The 16,740-nt window shown below is 64.4% G+C and carries 14 protein-coding genes; 8 read left to right on the top strand and 6 right to left on the bottom strand.

Going from position 1 to position 16,740, the window contains the following annotated elements:
* The first annotated feature begins 151 nt into the window (after positions 1–151).
* Positions 152–1,537, top strand: a complete 1,386-nt coding sequence (locus tag ACFOMH_RS15275) for a dipeptidase (RefSeq protein WP_377745547.1) — start codon at positions 152–154, stop codon at positions 1,535–1,537.
* Positions 1,538–1,634: 97 nt separating this feature from the next.
* Here ACFOMH_RS15275 and ACFOMH_RS15270 read toward each other — a convergent pair whose 3' ends face one another.
* From ACFOMH_RS15270 to ACFOMH_RS15250, 5 genes are all read right to left on the bottom strand, one after another.
* A complete protein-coding gene (locus ACFOMH_RS15270) occupies positions 1,635–2,147 on the bottom strand; it encodes a CarD family transcriptional regulator (RefSeq protein ID WP_374426041.1) in 513 nt (170 codons plus the stop codon).
* Positions 2,148–2,591: 444 nt separating this feature from the next.
* Positions 2,592–2,930 (bottom strand): ferredoxin FdxA, encoded by a 339-nt coding sequence (gene fdxA / locus ACFOMH_RS15265; protein ID WP_374426040.1) that lies wholly within the window; start codon positions 2,928–2,930, stop codon positions 2,592–2,594.
* 241 nt (positions 2,931–3,171) lie between these two features.
* Entirely contained in the window at positions 3,172–3,450 is a 279-nt protein-coding gene (locus ACFOMH_RS15260) for an RNA-binding S4 domain-containing protein (RefSeq protein ID WP_374426038.1), read from the bottom strand.
* The gene (locus ACFOMH_RS15255) at positions 3,447–6,449 is read right to left on the bottom strand and encodes a helicase-related protein (RefSeq protein ID WP_377745544.1); all 3,003 of its coding nucleotides are present in this window, start codon (positions 6,447–6,449) and stop codon (positions 3,447–3,449) included. The genes ACFOMH_RS15260 and ACFOMH_RS15255 overlap by 4 nt, the downstream gene beginning before the upstream one ends.
* 1 nt (position 6,450) lies before the next feature.
* On the bottom strand, positions 6,451–7,107 hold the full coding sequence (locus tag ACFOMH_RS15250) for a tetratricopeptide repeat protein (protein ID WP_377745543.1): 657 nt from the start codon (positions 7,105–7,107) through the stop codon (positions 6,451–6,453).
* A 164-nt stretch (positions 7,108–7,271) separates the two neighbouring features.
* Between ACFOMH_RS15250 and ACFOMH_RS15245 the strand changes: the two genes are divergently transcribed.
* The 5 genes from ACFOMH_RS15245 (at position 7,272) to ACFOMH_RS15225 (ending at position 12,659) form a co-directional block, all read left to right on the top strand.
* On the top strand, positions 7,272–7,556 hold the full coding sequence (locus ACFOMH_RS15245) for an SCP2 sterol-binding domain-containing protein (RefSeq protein WP_374426034.1): 285 nt from the start codon (positions 7,272–7,274) through the stop codon (positions 7,554–7,556).
* A gap of 37 nt (positions 7,557–7,593) precedes the next feature.
* A complete protein-coding gene (locus ACFOMH_RS15240) occupies positions 7,594–8,559 on the top strand; it encodes an alpha/beta fold hydrolase (protein WP_377745541.1) in 966 nt (321 codons plus the stop codon).
* Between the two features lie 100 nt (positions 8,560–8,659).
* Positions 8,660–10,510 carry a M3 family oligoendopeptidase gene (locus ACFOMH_RS15235; RefSeq protein ID WP_377745540.1) on the top strand — a complete coding sequence of 617 codons (1,851 nt, stop codon included), beginning with the start codon at positions 8,660–8,662 and terminating at the stop codon, positions 10,508–10,510.
* A gap of 267 nt (positions 10,511–10,777) precedes the next feature.
* A complete protein-coding gene (locus tag ACFOMH_RS15230; protein ID WP_377745538.1) occupies positions 10,778–11,959 on the top strand; it encodes a dipeptidase in 1,182 nt (393 codons plus the stop codon).
* Positions 11,960–11,999: 40 nt separating this feature from the next.
* The gene (locus ACFOMH_RS15225; RefSeq protein ID WP_377745537.1) at positions 12,000–12,659 is read left to right on the top strand and encodes a glutathione S-transferase family protein; all 660 of its coding nucleotides are present in this window, start codon (positions 12,000–12,002) and stop codon (positions 12,657–12,659) included.
* Positions 12,660–12,692: 33 nt separating this feature from the next.
* On the opposite strand, the gene ppk2 is transcribed toward ACFOMH_RS15225, so the two are convergent.
* The gene (gene ppk2 / locus ACFOMH_RS15220; protein WP_377745535.1) at positions 12,693–13,709 is read right to left on the bottom strand and encodes a polyphosphate kinase 2; all 1,017 of its coding nucleotides are present in this window, start codon (positions 13,707–13,709) and stop codon (positions 12,693–12,695) included.
* Positions 13,710–13,945: 236 nt separating this feature from the next.
* Between ppk2 and parE the strand changes: the two genes are divergently transcribed.
* Together parE and ACFOMH_RS15210 are read left to right on the top strand one after the other, a co-directional pair.
* On the top strand, positions 13,946–15,916 hold the full coding sequence (gene parE / locus ACFOMH_RS15215) for a DNA topoisomerase IV subunit B (RefSeq protein ID WP_377745533.1): 1,971 nt from the start codon (positions 13,946–13,948) through the stop codon (positions 15,914–15,916).
* 15 nt (positions 15,917–15,931) lie between these two features.
* A complete protein-coding gene (locus ACFOMH_RS15210; RefSeq protein WP_377745531.1) occupies positions 15,932–16,726 on the top strand; it encodes a hypothetical protein in 795 nt (264 codons plus the stop codon).
* Positions 16,727–16,740 lie beyond the last annotated feature (14 nt).

Below are 16,740 nucleotides of genomic sequence, written 5' to 3'. Positions count from 1 at the left end.
GCTTTTACTTGCTTGCTTGGGGGATCATGCGCCGATCCCGCGGGTCTTTACTTGATAAGTGTCAAAGTAGGGAAAATACAGGGCCAAATTGTCGCAATACTTGCCCTAAACGGCCAATTTAAACCAAGAAAACAACTCAGGAATGTGATGCATGGCGGATGATATCAAACTGGATGGGGTTCTCTCGGCGCTGGACGCCGGATTGCCCCAGGCGCAGGCGCGGCTTCTGGAATTCCTGCGCATCCCCTCGATCTCGACCGATCCGGCGCATAGGGGCGATGTTCGGGCGGCGGCGGAATGGCTTTGCGCGGAACTGGCGGGGCTTGGCTTCGACGCAAGTGTCCGCGACACGCCCGGCCATCCGATGGTGGTGGCGCATTCGCAAAAGGGCGACCGCAGGCCGGTGCTGTTTTACGGGCATTACGACGTCCAGCCCGTCGATCCGCTGAACCTGTGGGACAGCCCGCCCTTTGAGCCGGCCATCGAGGTGACGCCCAACGGTCCGGTCATTCGCGGCCGCGGCTCCTCGGATGACAAGGGTCAGCTGATGACATTCGTCGAGGCGTTCCGGGCCTGGAAGGCGGTGCATGGCGCCCTGCCTTCGGATCTGGTGCTGCTGTTCGAGGGCGAAGAGGAATCGGGTTCGCCCAGCCTGCGCCCTTTCCTGCACGAGAATGCCGACGAGCTGCGCGCCGGCATCGCCATGATCTGCGACACCAGCATGTATGCCGATGGCCGTCCCGCGATCACCACCCAGCTGCGCGGTCTGCTGGGCGAGGAAATCACCATCCGCGCCGCCGATCGCGACCTGCATTCGGGCAGTTTCGGCGGTCTGGCCGCCAATCCGATCCAGGTGCTGGTCAATGCGCTGGCCTCGGTCAAGGACGAAACCGGGCGCGTCACCCTGTCCGGTTTTTATGACGGGGTGCCGGACCTGAGCGATGAGCTGCGCGCCGATTGGGGCGCGCTCGGTTTCGATGCCGAGGCGTTTTTGTCGCGGGTCGGGCTGAAACATCCCGTCGGCGAACGGGGCCGGACGGCGCTGGAAATGGTGTGGAACCGGCCGACCTTTGAAATCAACGGCATCACCGGCGGCTATACCGGCGAGGGCTTCAAGACCGTCCTGCCGGCCGAGGCCCGCGCCAAGGTCAGCTTCCGGCTCACCGGCACCCAGGATCCGCAGGCCATCCGCAGCGCATTTCGCGCCCATATCCGGGCCGCCCTGCCCCCCGATTGCAGGGTCGAATTTGCCGATCACGGCGCCAGCCCGGCCAGCCGCATGGATATTTCGGACCCGGCCTTCACGGCGGCGAAACAGGCGCTGAGCGAGGAATGGGGGCGTGACGCGGCCTATATCGGCGCCGGCGGCTCGATCCCCATCGCGGGCGATTTCAAGGAGATCCTGGGCATGGATTCGATGCTGATCGGATTTGCCCGTGACGATGATCGCATCCATTCGCCAAACGAAAAATACGATCTGCAAAGCTTTGCCAAAGGCGCGCGCAGCTGGGCACGGATTCTGGCGGCGCTGGCCTGAGCCAGGGGCGGCGCGCGTCACAGCCCCCGCAACGGACGGTGGCAAATGAAAAGGGGCGCCCCGCAAGGGCGCCCCGATCCATGTCGAGAAAACCGGATCAGGCGGCGCGCGCGGTCAGCACGGTTTCGACCCGCTTCTGGGCGCCGGCCTCGTCCATGCCGCTGACGGCGGCGACTTCGCGGGTCAGGCGGTCCAGCGCGGCTTCATAAAGCTGACGCTCGGAATAGGACTGCTCGCGCTGGTCGTCGCTGCGATGCAGATCGCGCACCACCTCGGCGATGGACATCAGATCGCCGGAATTGATCTTTTGCTCGTATTCCTGGGCGCGGCGCGACCACATCGCGCGCTTGACCCGGGCCTTGCCCTTGAGCGTGTTCAGCGCCTGTTCGACCAGATCCGGGGTCGACAGGCCGCGCATGCCGATCTCGCTGGCCCGGGCGGTCGGCACCCGCAGCGTCATCTTGTCCTTTTCGAACGAAATCACGAACATCTCAAGGCGCAGCCCGGCAACCTCTTGTTCTTCGATGGAAACGATCCGCCCGACACCATGGGTGGGATAGACCACGAAATCATCGGGGCGGAATTCGGTCTTCTTGTTGGTCTTGGACATTTAGCTTCCTTCGCAGCGGCACCGCATTGCGGCACAAAAGCCCTAAAGGCGGGGTGATCCCCCCCTTTCGGGCCGATATATCGTTTCTAAAAGCCGGCGGGGCAGATCGCCGGTTCAGGGAGCAACGCCGCACAGGCCGCAGCGAGCGGCCCGAGCGGCGCGAATGTGAAGCCAATATAACACAAAAAACGCGTCGTTTCAAAGGTCCGCTGCAAAGCGGCACCGGCTCTGCCAGCGCGTGGAGAATCTATTAAAATCAATCACTCAGAAACCAGCAACCGGCAGAACCGGTGGGTGACCGCGCCGAATCGCTTCATGCGCTTCACCAATCCAGCAATAGCGATTCCCGGACTGGGCGGCCAAGGGCGAACTTGGTCAAATCACCCAAATGATGCAGCGTCATCACAGTCGCGCGATGGGCGAATGATCGCCCGTCAGATCGCCTCAGTCACCCTCGCCGGGCGCTTCCGAAAAATATTTCTCAAGCTTGCCCGCGACGCCATCCATGTCCTGATAGCCGGGCATCGGGTCTTTCTTGCGGGTGATGACGGGCCAGAGCTCGGAATATTTCCGATTGAACTCGACCCAGCTTTCCATATCCGGCTCGGTATCCGGGCGGATCGCATCGGCCGGGCATTCGGGTTCGCAGACGCCGCAATCGATGCATTCATCGGGATGAATGACCAGCGTATTCTCACCCTCATAGAAACAGTCGACCGGACAGACTTCGACGCAGTCGGTATATTTGCACATGATGCAGTTATCGGTGACGACGTAGGTCATTGGCGTATTTCCTGTTTCCTGTGCGGCTAGTTACGCCCGGCACGACCATCATTCAAGGCCGTGCGCGCCGAAAAGACGCAGTTGCGGCCATCCCTGCCCGACCATGGAACCGCGTTCCGGGGCGCGGGGCTTTCGCGAAACCACGTTCCGTTCCCGCATTGCGGACCCCGGCCGGGCCTTTGCGCCGGGCCGTTTCGCCGGGCATGGCACCGGGCATGGCGCCGGAACGCCGCGCCCGGGATCAGGGATTGACGTCTTCATAAAGCGTCGCGGCCTCGGTCGCCGGGCCGCGCCGCTCGCCCAGGGCAAGAACGCGCAGCACGCGCACCCTGCCATGGGCCGAAACGGTCACGGTATCGCCCGGCCGCACCGCCTGCGCGGGTTTGCGACAGGGCTGGCCATTCAGCCGGACACCACCGCCCGCGATGGCCTCGGCAGCGATGGTGCGGGTCCGAAACAGCCGGACGTGATGCAGCCAGCGGTCCAGCCTGAGGCTGTCGGCCGGCTGCGCCGTGCTCACGTCTTGTTCTTCAGCGAGGCGAGAATCGCGAAGGGGCTATCGGGGTCGATCTTTTTCTCGGCGCGGGGCGGACGGGCCTCGAATTGCTTGGGGCCGTCCTTGCGGGGGCCGTCGCCGCGCGGGCCGTCATGGCGCGGCTTGCCCTTGGGCTTGCCTTTCGGGCCGCCGCCGCTGCGCTTGCCTTCGCCGCCAAAGCGCCCCTCGCCGGGCTTGCCATCGCTGTTGCGACCTTCGCCGGGCTTGCCGTCGCGGCGCGGGCCACGTTCGGCGCGGGCACCCTGCGGGCCGCGTCCCTGACCCTGATCCTGACCGGCCTGCCCCTGATGCTCGCCGCGCTGGGGGCGGCGGTTGCCGCGCGGACGCGGCGCCCAGGTGAAGGTATAGAACACCTCAAGCTCGGGCACGACGACGCCGGCCTCGGGGCCGGGTTCGGCAATGCCCGTATCGACGGTTTCGCCGGCGGCTTCTGCCGCGGCCTCTTCCTCGGCCTTGCGGGCGGCCTGCTCGGCCTCCCATTTGGCGCGGGTTTCGGCGGCCAGAACGCTTTCCTCTTCGGTCAGCGGATGCTCGTGGTCATTGGGATCGGGGGCCGCGATCTCGGCCGCCGGCGCGACGGGCGCCTCGGCGCGGGCCTTGGCGCGTTCGCCGCGCTCGGCCTTGTAGCCCAGCCCGCCCATCAGCCCCGAGAACTGTTCCAGCGTCATGCCGGTGATCGACAGCATGTCGGCCGTCGCCTCAAAGCCGGCGCGGCTGTCATGCGTGCGCAGCATGTCGGCCAGACGCTCGAGCATGTCGATGCGGATCGCCCGCTCGCCCGCTGGATGATAGCCCGAGAGCGTGTAATAGCCCTTGGGCACATCGGGCAGGTTCGGGATCGTCACCAGACCGGGCGGCGGGCTTTCGGGGAATTCCGACAGCCCCTGATCCAGCCCCCACAGCACCAGCCGCAGCCGCGTCGGCGCGGGCTTCAGCAGCGCGGGCTGAAAGATGGTGAACTGGCCAAAGCGCACGCCATGCTTGCGCAACAGCCCGCGCGCATCCTGATCCAGATCCTTGACCTCATTGGCGACGCCCTCGCGCGGCAGAACGCCAAAAGCCTCGACCAGACGGAAGGCGAAACCGCGCGCCAGCCCGGTCAGGGTTTCGTCATTCTTCAACGCAAGCAGCGGCTCGAAGGCCGTCGCCACCTTGCGGTCGATGAAATGCTGCAAGCGGCGGCGCACCTTTTCGGCGATATCGGGGCCGGCCTCTTCGTCGACGAAGGCCTCGACGCCGGGCTTCATCGGCTCGGCGCCCTTGACCAGCTTGCCGATGGCCGAGCTGCCCCACATCAGGCCGCCCTGCTCGGTGAAATCCAGCTCGGTATCGGGCGCGTTATAGAAACGGTCCGCGCGCAGATGGAATTCCGGCTGCAAGGCCTCATAGGCGGCGCGCGCGAGCATCCGCGCCTCGTCCCCGGTTGCGCTGGGATCCGCCTGAAAGCGGAAACCTTCCAGACGGCCGGCGAATTCGCCCTCGACCGTCACTTCGCCCTTGTCGTTCACCTCGGCCAAAAGGGCCTCCTTCTGTTTGAGCCGGCGCAACAGAACGGATGTGCGCCGGTCCACGAATCTTTGCGTCAGAGCCGCGTGAAGCGCATCCGACAAACGATCTTCTACCGCGCGCGTCTCGGCGCGCCAATGGCTTTCGTCCGAAACCCAGCCCGAACGCTGCGCGACATAGGTCCAGGTGCGGATATATGCCAATCGTTTCGACAATGTGTCGATATCGCCCTGAACCTTGTCGATGCGCTGGATCTGGCTGGCCAGCCAGTCGCCGGGCACCTGTCCGTCGCGCAAAAAGCCGAAAATCCGCGCCAGAAGCGTCGAATGCTCACCCGCCGAGATCGAGCGGAAATCCGGGATCCGGCAGACATCCCACAGCAGCCGCACATCCTTGGGATGCGTCACCTGGTCACGGATCTCGGGCATGGCCGAGAGCGCCTTGAGCGCGCGCAGATCGTCGGCCTCGCGGCCACGCGACAGCCATTCGGATTGCGGCGCGACCTCAAGGCTGGCGATCAGCCGCTCGATGGTGCCGAATTCGGTGGCGGCGTTGCGCCACATCAACCGGCTGATCGGCTGAAAGCGGTGGTTCTCGATCGCCTCGATCAGGCCCTCGTCCAGCGGGCTTGCATCGCCGGTGACGCCAAAGGTGCCGGGGTCGGTATGGCGCCCGGCCCGGCCGGCGATCTGGCCCAGCTCATGGGGAAAAAGCGGGCGATAGCGGCGGCCGTCGAATTTCTCGGTCGCGGAAAAGGCGATGTGGCGGATGTCGAGGTTCAGCCCCATCCCGATGGCGTCGGTGGCGACCAGATAATCCACCTCGCCGTTCTGATACATGGCGACCTGGGCGTTGCGGGTGCGGGGCGAAAGCGCGCCCATGACCACCGCGCAGCCGCCCTTTTGACGGCGGATCAACTCGGCCGTGGCATAGACCTCATCGACGGAAAAGCACACGATGGCCGAGCGCGGCGGCATGCGGCTCAGTTTTTTCGAACCCGCCCAGCTGAGCGTGGAGAACCGTTCGCGGCGCATGAACTGGACGCCGGGCACCAGCGCGGCGATGGCCGGGCGCATGGTGTCGCTGCCCAAAAGCATCGTCTCGTGCAGGCCGCGCATGTTCATCAGCCGGTCGGTAAAGACATGGCCGCGTTCGGGATCGGCGCAAAGCTGGATCTCGTCGATGGCGACGAAATCGGCGCCGACCTCGGGCATGGCCTCGGTGGTGGCGACCCAATATTGCACCCGCTCGGGGACGATGCGTTCCTCTCCGGTGATCAGCGCGACGACCGAGGGGCCGCGCGCCTTGACGATGCGGTCGTAAACCTCGCGCGCAAGCAGCCGCAGCGGCAGGCCGATGACCCCCGTGCGATGGGCCAGCATGCGCTCGACGGCATAATGGGTCTTGCCGGTATTGGTCGGGCCAAGAACGGCCGTAACCCGCGATCTGTCCTGCATCTCAGGCGTCCGTGCCTTGCATTTCCTGTTCCAGCCGTGTCACCGCATCTTGTGCATCCTCTTGATGCGGATGGATTTTCAGGCTTTCGCGATAGGCCTGCAAGGCGCGCGGCCTGTCGCCCAGCTCCTCAAGCATGGTGCCCAGCTGGGTCAGCGCCGCGAAATGGCGCGGCTCAAGCGCAAGCACGCGTTCCAGATCGGCAAGCGCCGGCCCGTAATCGCCGTCCATGTAAAAGGCGACGGCGCGCAGATACCAGCCGGCGGCGAAATCGGGCGCATGATCGGTCAGCGCCGTCAGATGGCCGATGGCGGTCGCGCTGTCGCCGGCATCCAGCGCCGCCTCGCCGCGCTTGTAAAGCAGATCCATCGCCGCCGAACCCGAGCGCGACCAGATGCGTAGAATATCGGTTTCGGCGCGCGCCCAGTTTTCGCCCTCTGGCTGGGCCAGTTCGGCGAAAAGCAGGTCGAGATCCTCGCGTTCGCGCAGGCGCGCGGCGGTCGTGGCCTCTTCGGGGGGCGCCGCTTCGGGCGCGGCCTGTGCATCGTCGGGGCCGGGATCCCGCGCCGCGCCGCCATCCCGGGGCGCATCGTCCGGGGCTTGCGGGATCGGCGATTCGCCGGGTGCCGCATCGCCTTGCGCGGGAATCGCCGGCACCATGCCGGGCGGCGGTAATATTTCCGTGGTTTGCGCGATGCTTGGCCCGGAAATTCCCAGAATCAGCCCTGCCGCTACGACATGATGGAAATGGGGGACTGGCAAACGCATAAACACCATGTAACTTTCCGACCGAACGAATACCATACACAGACAGGAGATCGAGAATGAGCAAAGTGGTCGAGGCCGCCGTTGCCGCATTGGACCCCAAGGCCAAAGGCTTCGACGGGACCGCGAAATTCGTGATCGAGGGCGAAGGCGCCGTCTATATCGACGCGAACGGCGCCCGCGCCGGTGATGACGAAGCCGAGGTCACGCTGACCGCCAGCCGCGAAACCTTCGAGGGCCTGCTCAGTGGCGAGGTCAATCCGACCATGGCCTTCATGACCGGCAAACTCACGGTCGACGGCTCGATGGGCACGGCTATGAAGCTGGGCGCGCTGCTGTCCTGAACCATCCTGAACCCCCGCCCCCGGCACCGCCCCCCACATGACCCCCGCCCCCTTCTATACCCTTCCCGGAGATCCGATCCCCAGCGTGCGCAGCTTCTGGCTGCGGACCGAGGACGGGCTGCGACTGCGGGCGGGGTATTGGGCGGCCAGGGATCGGGGCGGCGCTGCGGGCGAGGCATCGGGCACGGTGCTGCTGTTTACCGGCCGCACCGAATATCTTGAAAAATACCATCAGGTCGCGCTGGATCTGAACGCGGCGGGCTATGACGTGCTGTCGGTCGACTGGCGCGGTCAGGGGCTTTCCGATCGCTTGCAGGTCAATCCCCGCCCCGGCCATGCCGAACGCTTTTCGGACTATCAGCGCGACGTGGTCGAGCTGGTCGTCGCGGCGCAGGAACTGGATCTGCCCCGGCCATGGCACATGCTGGCACATTCCATGGGCGGGGCGATCGGGCTGGCGGCGCTGGAAGGCGGGCTGCCGGTGGCCAGTGCTGCATTTTCATCGCCGATGTGGGGCATCGATTTCCGCGGCATTCCGGTGCCGGTGGTGCTGGCCTTGACCGGGATTCTGGTGCGGCTGGGCCGGGGCGGGCGTCCGGCGCCCGGATCGGGCGGCGATGACAGTTTCCTGTTGCTGGATCCGTTCCTCAAGAACCTGCTGACCGGGGATGGGCCACGCTGGGGCCGCATGGTCGCCGAGACCGCGACCTGGCCCGAGATCGCCATCGGCGGCGCCACCAGCAACTGGGTCCGCGAAGCCGTGCTGGAATGCTGCCGGCTGGCCGCCGTGCCGGCGCCGGATCTGCCGGCGCTGATCGCGCTGGGGGGACGCGAAAGAATCGTCTCGGGGGCCGCGATCCGACGGCGCGCGGCGGATTGGCCGGGCGCGCGGCTCATGGAGCTGCCCGAGAGCCGCCATGAACCGATGATGGAACGCGACCCGATCCGCACCGCATTTCTACAGGCGGCGGTCCAGCTTTTCGGGCAATACGACCACAGCTGATTTTTGAGTTCAAACCTTCGTCCCCACCGGGGTCCGTGGCCCAACGGCTTGCAGCCGGGCGTCACAAAGGCCAAATCTGGGATATTCGAGAGGACCAGATATGACGATCACCATGCTACCGCCCCTTTCCCCGCAACGCGTCCATGATGAAAACGCCCTTCCCGCCGCAGCCGGTGGGGCGGATTTCGGACCTTTGCCCGAATGGGACCTGAGCGACCTTTACCCCGCCCCCGACGCGCCCGAACTGACCCGCGATCTGGACGCGCTGGAACGCGCCTGCGCCGAATTCGCCCGCGATTTCGAAGGGCGGCTGCTCTCGCTTTCGCCGACAAAGATGCTCGAATGCGTCGAACGCTATCAACAGATCGACATTCTGGCCGGGCGCATCATGTCCTATGTGGGCCTGCGCTATTACCAGAACACCACCGATGCCGCCCGCGCCAAGCAGATGAGCGACCTTCAGGACCGCATCACCGACGCGACGACCAAGCTGGTCTTCTTCAGCCTCGAATTCAACCGCATCCCCGATGCGCGCTATACCGAGGTGTTTTCCGCCAAGGATGGCCCGGCGCGCTACAAGCCGGTCTTTGACCGCATGCGCGCCATGCGCCCCTATCAGCTGTCGGACGAGCTTGAGCGTTTCCTGCACGACAATTCGGTCGTCGGCGCCGCCGCCTGGAACCGGCTCTTTGACGAGACGACGGCCGGCCTGACCTTCGATGTCGACGGCGAACAGTGGGGGCTTGAAACCACGCTGAACCTGCTGACCGATCACGACCGCGCCCGGCGCGAAACCGGCGCGCGCGCGCTGGCCGCCGTCTTTGGCAAGAACGTCAAGCTCTTTGCCCGCATTCACAACACGCTGGCCAAGGAAAAGGCGGTCGAGGACAAGTGGCGCCAGATGCCCACGCCGCAAACCGCGCGGCACCTGTCCAACCATGTCGAGCCCGAGGTGGTCGAGGCGCTGCGCAATGCCGTCACCAAGGCCTATCCGCGGCTCTCGCATCGCTATTACGCACTCAAGGCGCGCTGGCTGGGACTGGACAAGTTGCAGGTCTGGGACCGCAATGCGCCGCTTCCGGGGGAAACTCCGCGCCTGATCGCATGGCCCGAAGCCCGCAGCACCGTGCTTGAAGCCTATGCCGGCTTTTCGCCGAAACTGGCCGAGCTGGCGCAGCCGTTCTTTGACAAGGGCTGGATCGACGCCGGCGTCAAACCCGGCAAGGCCCCCGGCGCCTTCGCCCATCCCACGGTCACGACCGTGCATCCCTATGTGCTGCTGAACTATCTGGGCAAGCCGCGCGATGTGATGACCTTGGCCCATGAGCTGGGCCACGGCGTCCACCAGCGTCTGGCCGCCGGTCAGGGTGAGTTGCTCTCCGCGACGCCTCTGACGCTCGCTGAAACAGCGTCGGTTTTTGGCGAGATGCTGACCTTCCGCGCGCTTCTGGGCAAGACCACCGACAAGGCGCAGCGCAAGGCGCTTCTGGCCGGCAAGGTCGAGGACATGATCAACACCGTCGTGCGTCAGATCGCTTTCTACGATTTCGAGGTGAAACTGCACGCCGCCCGCGCCGAGGGCGAACTGACCCCCGAAGATATCAACGCGCTCTGGATGTCGGTTCAGGCCGAAAGCCTGGGCCCGGCCTTTGAATTCATGCCGGGCTATGAAACCTTCTGGACTTATGTGCCGCATTTCGTCCATTCGCCCTTTTACGTCTATGCCTATGCATTCGGCGACGGGCTGGTGAACGCGCTCTATGCGGCCTATGAGGATGGGCTGCCGGACTTCCAGTCGAAATATTTCGACATGCTGGCCGCTGGCGGGGCCAAGCATCACAAGGAATTGCTGGCCCCCTTCGGCCTCGACGCCTCGGACCCGGCCTTCTGGGACAAGGGCCTGTCGATGATCGAAGGCTTCATCGACGAGCTTGAAGCGATGGAGAACTGAGGGGCCGGGGACACAGATCCCGAAACCTCGCACCGGGGGCGCTTCGCCCCCCGGACCCCCCGAGGATATTTGGACATGAAAGAGATGGGGCCTCTCAGGCATCTTTCATGTTCAAATATCCCGGGGGAATCCCGAAGGGATGGGGGCAGAGCCCCCGATGCCAAGACCTCGACAGGTCATGTGTCAGACAATCGAGCGGGCGGTTTTCAATCGCATCCCCTGTGACGCTGTCCTATGCTTGCGCGCGATTTGAGAACGGAGGGTGGCATGATCCGACTGATCCGGCGCATGTTTCTGTGGCTGCTGGCATTGGCCATCGTTGCCGCCATCATCGTGGCGGTCCGGGGACCGGCTTTCGTCGAAAGCCGTCTGAACCCGGTGACCGCGCCCGAGGCCGGATGGCCCGTCTCGGCCGAGGCGAAGGCGTTGCATGAACGTCTGGTGATTGGCGACTGGCATTCCGACGCCCTGCTTTGGGATCGCGACATCCTGAGGCGCGCGGATCGCGGCCATACGGACATTCCCCGCCTGTTCGAGGGCAATGTCGCCTTGCAGGTGTTCACCACCGTCACCAAAAGCCCGCGCGGTCAGAATTACAGCCGAAACACCGCCGAGGCGCCCGACAATATCACCCCGCTCTTCATCGGCCAGCTCCGCCCCCTCGCCAGTTGGTTCAGCCTGAAAGAGCGCGCGCTGGTTCAGGCTGCGGCCCTGCGCCGCGCCGCCGAGCGCGCGCCGGACGAAGTCATGCTGATCCGTTCGGCCGAGGATCTGCGCGCGTTGCTTGCCGCCCGCAAGGCGGGCGCGCGGACAGTCGGCGCATTGCTTGGCAGCGAGGGCGGCCACCCGCTTGAGGGCGAGATCGCCAATCTTCAGGTGCTTTACGGCGCCGGTTTCCGGCTGCTGGGCTTGACGCATTTCTTCGATAATGAGCTGGGCGGCAGCCTGCATGGTCAGGGTGGCCCGGAGTCGGGGCTGAGCGATTTCGGCCGCGAGGTGGTGGCCGGGATGATCGAGCGGCGCATGGTCATCGACCTTGCCCATGCGAGCCCGCAAATGGTGCGCGACGTGCTGGCCATTCCCGGTGCCCGGCCCGTCCTGTCCCATACCGGCGTGCATGGCCAATGCGCCACGCCGCGCAATCTTTCCGACGATCTGCTGCAGGCCATTGCCCGCAAGGGCGGCGTCATCGGTATCGGCTATTGGTCGGATGTCGTCTGCGGCAAGACCCCGGCCGCCATCGCCCAGACCATTCGCGCCGCCATCGCGCTTGTGGGCGAGGATCACGTCTCGCTGGGTTCGGATTACGACGGTTCGGTCGATGCGCCCTTTGATGTGGCGCATCTTTCGGCGCTGACCCAGGCGCTGATGGATGCCGGGCTTTCCGAGGATCAGATCGCCAAGGTCATGGGCGGCAACATGATGCGCTATCTTGCCGAAACGCTTTGACTGCGCCACCTTGCCCGGGCAATTCGCATCGGAGACCGACATGCTGACCATCTATGGCGTCACCCGCTCGCGCGCCTCGCGCATCATCTGGCTGTGCCATGAGATCGGCCTTTCCTATCGTCAGGTTCCGGTCATCCAGGCCTATCGCCTGACCGATCCCGATGCCGAGGGGGCGGCGCTGAACACCCGCAGCCCGGCCTTTCTGAGGATTTCGCCGCAAGGTGCGATCCCGGTGATTCAGGACGGCGATCTGACGCTGTCGGAATCGCTGGCCTGCACGCTGTATCTGGCGCGCAAATACGGCCAGCCCTTTGGCCCGGTCGATGCCACTGAGGATGCGCTGATGCTGCAATGGTCCTTTTACGCCTGTACCTCGATCGAGCCGGACGCCCTGACCATCCTGTTCCTGCACCGCGCGGGCCAGACGCAATCGGGCGCCGATCAGGCCGCCATCGCCAATGCCGCCGAAAGGCTGGTGCGGCCGCTGAGCGTGCTTGAGGCGCATCTGGCGCGCAACGGCCATATGGTCGGCGGCCGCTTTACGGTCGCCGATATCAACATGGCCGAGGTCGTGCGCTATGCCCAGAGCCATGGCGAGCTGATCGAACAGTTCCCAGCGCTGCGCGACTGGCTGGCCGATTGTCAGGCCCGCCCGGCCTTTCAGAAGATGTGGAAGGAACGGCTGGCCGAACCGGAATAGGCGCGGCCAGCCCGGTGTCCCCGACCCGCCCGATCAGGCGGGCGCACCACCATTCGAACGCTGCGCCGGATGCATCGCCACGCCCAGCATATGCTCGGCCTGATGGATGACATGACCGGCATGGCCGACGATCAGCGGATCGGGCGGCGTCACCACCGACATATCCTTGTCGGGATAGTCCAGTGTCGACAGGAAATGGCGCATGCAGTTCAGGCGCGCGCGCTTCTTGTCGTTTGATTTCACGATGGTCCAGGGCGCATCGGCGGTGTCGGTATAAAAGAACATCGCCTCTTTCGCCTCGGTATAGTCATCCCATTTGTCGAGGCTGGCGAGGTCGATGGGCGACAGCTTCCAGCGCTTGAGAGGATCGGTCTCGCGCGATTGAAAGCGGCGGCGCTGTTCGTCGCGGGTGACCGAGAACCAGTATTTGTAAAGCCGGATCCCCGACCGCACCAGCATGCGTTCGTATTCCGGGCATTGGCGCATGAATTCAAGGTATTCGGTGGGGGTGCAGAACCCCATCACCCGCTCGACCCCGGCGCGGTTGTACCAGCTGCGGTCATAAAAGACCATCTCGCCCGAGGTCGGCAGATGCTGGATATAGCGTTGAAAGAACCATTGCCCGCGTTCGACATCCGAGGGTTTGTTCAAGGCCACGACCCGGGCGAAACGCGGGTTCAGATGTTCGGTAAATCGCTTGATGGTGCCGCCCTTGCCGGCGGCATCGCGGCCCTCGAAGAGAATGACGAATTTCTGCCCGGTCTCTTGCGCCCAAAGCTGTACCTTCAGAAGTTCGGCCTGAAGCTGGGCCTTGTCCCGTTCATAGGCGACGCGACCCATCTTGCGGCCATAGGGATAGCGCCCGGATTCAAATGCCAGCCGGATCGCGTCCGGGTCCAGCCGGGGAAATGTGGCCGGCCCCCTGCCCTCGCTGGCTGTTGCGACCGCCGCGGGTGCGGCAACCTCGGCGATAGCTGCCTGGACTTCCAGCTCTTCGGCGGCATCCTGCCCAATTTCCTGGTCGATCCGCAGATGTTCCGTTTCTTCCATTACGACCCTCCTGATCCTGATTAACGGGGACAGTCTGTCACGCGCCAATTTGCCGCGCCTTGATGCGTATCATGAAATCGTCATTTTGTCGTTGCAAAGCCGCCCCTGTCCGGCCCGGCACGGTACAATCTGTGGTGGGGAGACGCATGGACGACACTTCCCCTTGCCGCCACGCCCCCGGGCATGAGATAACCCCGCATCAGAACCACAAGATCAGAACAAGACGAGCAGGTGCCATGGCCGACGATCTCTTTCCCGCTGCCGACAGGGCTGCTGACAGCTATTCGGCCGCCTCGATCGAGGTCCTTGAGGGGCTTGAGCCGGTTCGCAAGCGTCCGGGCATGTATATCGGCGGCACGGACGAACGCGCGCTGCACCATCTGGTGGCCGAGATCCTCGACAACTCGATGGACGAGGCGGTCGCCGGCCATGCCTCGCGCATCGAGGTCGAGCTTTTGGCCGATTTCAGCGTGGTGATCCGCGACAATGGCCGTGGCATCCCGATCGACCCGCACCCGAAATTCCCCGGCAAGTCGGCGCTTGAGGTGATCCTTTGCACCTTGCATGCGGGGGGCAAGTTCTCGGGCGATGCCTATCAGACCTCGGGGGGCTTGCACGGGGTCGGCGCCTCGGTGGTGAACGCGCTTTCCGACAGCATGGTGGTGCAGGTCGCCCGCAACAAGGAGCTGTTCGAACAGCGCTTTTCGCGCGGGATCCCGCAGGGGCCGGTGGAACGCATCGGCGCCGCCCCGAACCGGCGCGGCACGACCGTGACCTTTCATGCCGACGAACAGATATTCGGTCACCACCGCTTTAAACCCGCGCGGCTGGTCAAGATGGTCAAATCCAAGGCCTATCTGTTCTCGGGCGTGGAAATCCGCTGGAAGTCGGAAATCGAGGATGGCGAAACGCCGCTGGAGGCGACCTTCCATTTCCCCGGCGGGCTGGCCGATTACCTGTCGGAAACGCTGGGTAAATCCACCACCTATGCCGACCGCCCCTTTGCCGGCACCGTGGATTTCAAGGAAAAATTCAACACGCCTGGCAAGGTGGACTGGGCGATCAACTGGACGCCGGCGCGCGACGGCTTCATCCAGTCCTATTGCAACACCGTCCCCACCCCCGAGGGCGGCACCCATGAGGCCGGCTTCTGGTCCGCGATCCTCAAGGGCATCCGCGGCTATGGCGAGCTGATCAGCAACAAGAAGGCCGCCCAGATCACCCGCGAGGATCTGTTGACCGGCGGCTGCGCGCTGGTCAGCTGTTTCATCCGCGAGCCGGAATTCGTCGGCCAGACCAAGGACCGCCTTGCCACGACCGAGGCCCAGCGTCTGGTCGAGGGCGCCGTGCGCGACCATTTCGACAACTGGCTGGCGGCGGATACGAAATCGGCGGGCGCGATCCTCGATTTCCTTGTCCTGCGGGCCGAGGAACGGCTGCGCCGCAAGCAGGAAAAGGAAACCGCCCGCAAGACCGCGACGAAAAAGCTGCGCCTGCCGGGCAAGCTGGTCGATTGCTCGGCCACCAACCGCGAAGGGACCGAGCTTTTCATCGTCGAGGGCGACAGCGCGGGCGGCAGCGCCAAGATGGCGCGCGAACGCACCACGCAGGCGCTTTTGCCCCTGCGCGGCAAGATCCTGAACGTGCTTGGCGCGGCCAGCTCGAAACTGGGCTCGAACCAGGAAATCAACGACCTGTGTCAGGCGCTTGGCGTCGGCATGGGCACAAGGTTCAATGTCGACGACCTGCGTTATGACAAGGTCATCATCATGACCGATGCCGATGTCGACGGCGCCCATATCGCCAGCCTGCTCATGACGTTCTTTTTCACCCAGATGCGGCCGATGATCGACAAAGGGCACCTGTATCTGGCCTGTCCGCCGCTTTACCGGCTGACCCAGGGCGCGCATCGCATCTATGTCGCCGACGATGCCGAGAAAGAGGCATGGCTGGCCAAGGGTCTGGGCGGCAAGGGCAAGATCGACGTGCAGCGGTTCAAGGGTCTGGGCGAAATGGACGCCAAGGACCTGAAGGACACGACGATGAACCCCAAGACGCGCAAGCTGATCCGGGTCAGCATCGACGAGGATGAGGGCGGCGAAACCGGCGATCTGGTCGAGCGGCTGATGGGCAAGAAACCCGAGCTGCGTTTTCAGTTCATTCAGGAGAATGCGCAGTTCGCGGATGCCGATGAGCTGGATGTGTGATCAACGGCCCGGCCGATGGAAACCCTGACCGAAGTCATCATTGCCAACCAGCTGATCATCATCATTTCCTGTTTCGCGTTCGGGCTGATCTGCATGATCATGGTCATGCGGCACCGGCGCGACAGCCATTGGTGGCGCGCCGCCGATCTGGCATGGGTCGCGCTTGGCGGGCTGGGTATCGTGACGGCGCTGATGGCCGGGGTCTATGCCGATGACAGCGCCCGGCTGGAACGCCAGATCGACGTGAGCTTTGCCACATCGCGCGCCTTTGACCGCGATGCGGCGCGTTTCCGTCTGCGCTATTGCGGGCAGGATCCGGTCGCCGAGGATCTTCGGCTTTGCGAAAAGATCGAATTTCTGTCGGCCTCGACTGCGATCAATGCCGATCTGCCGCTATTTGCCGATGTCAGCCATGCCAGCACGCCCCTGCGGGCGCTGCGGCTTTTTATCGGTGAGCCGGCAACGGCGGCGGCGCGCGACGCCGAGGACATGGATTACGCCGAAAAGCTGGCCCGCGTCGAAAGCTTTGATCCGGTCGGTTTTTTGGCCTTTGATCCCCTGGACCCCGATACGGTGATGGCACTGAAATCCGTTGAGAGCGCCAAGCCCGAGGTCGCCGCCGATTATCGGGTCCTTGCCTTGACCTATAGCGATCTGATCCAGGCATTGCAGCGTCTGAAAGCCGATTGGGATTTTCTGCAAAGCAATTCGCTGTTCATCCTGTTTCAGGTGATCGCGCTGTCGCTGATTGCCATCGCGGCGCCGTTCAGGTTGGGGAAATCGCTGGTCGATCTGCGCCGCCCGACCTGATCCGGTCGTCGATG

The sequence above is a fragment of the Paracoccus mangrovi genome, from assembly GCF_042648425.1.
Taxonomy (GTDB): domain Bacteria; phylum Pseudomonadota; class Alphaproteobacteria; order Rhodobacterales; family Rhodobacteraceae; genus Paracoccus; species Paracoccus mangrovi.
The sequence above is the reverse complement of the archived record's forward strand: the minus strand, read 5'-3'. Positions and strand labels throughout refer to the sequence as shown.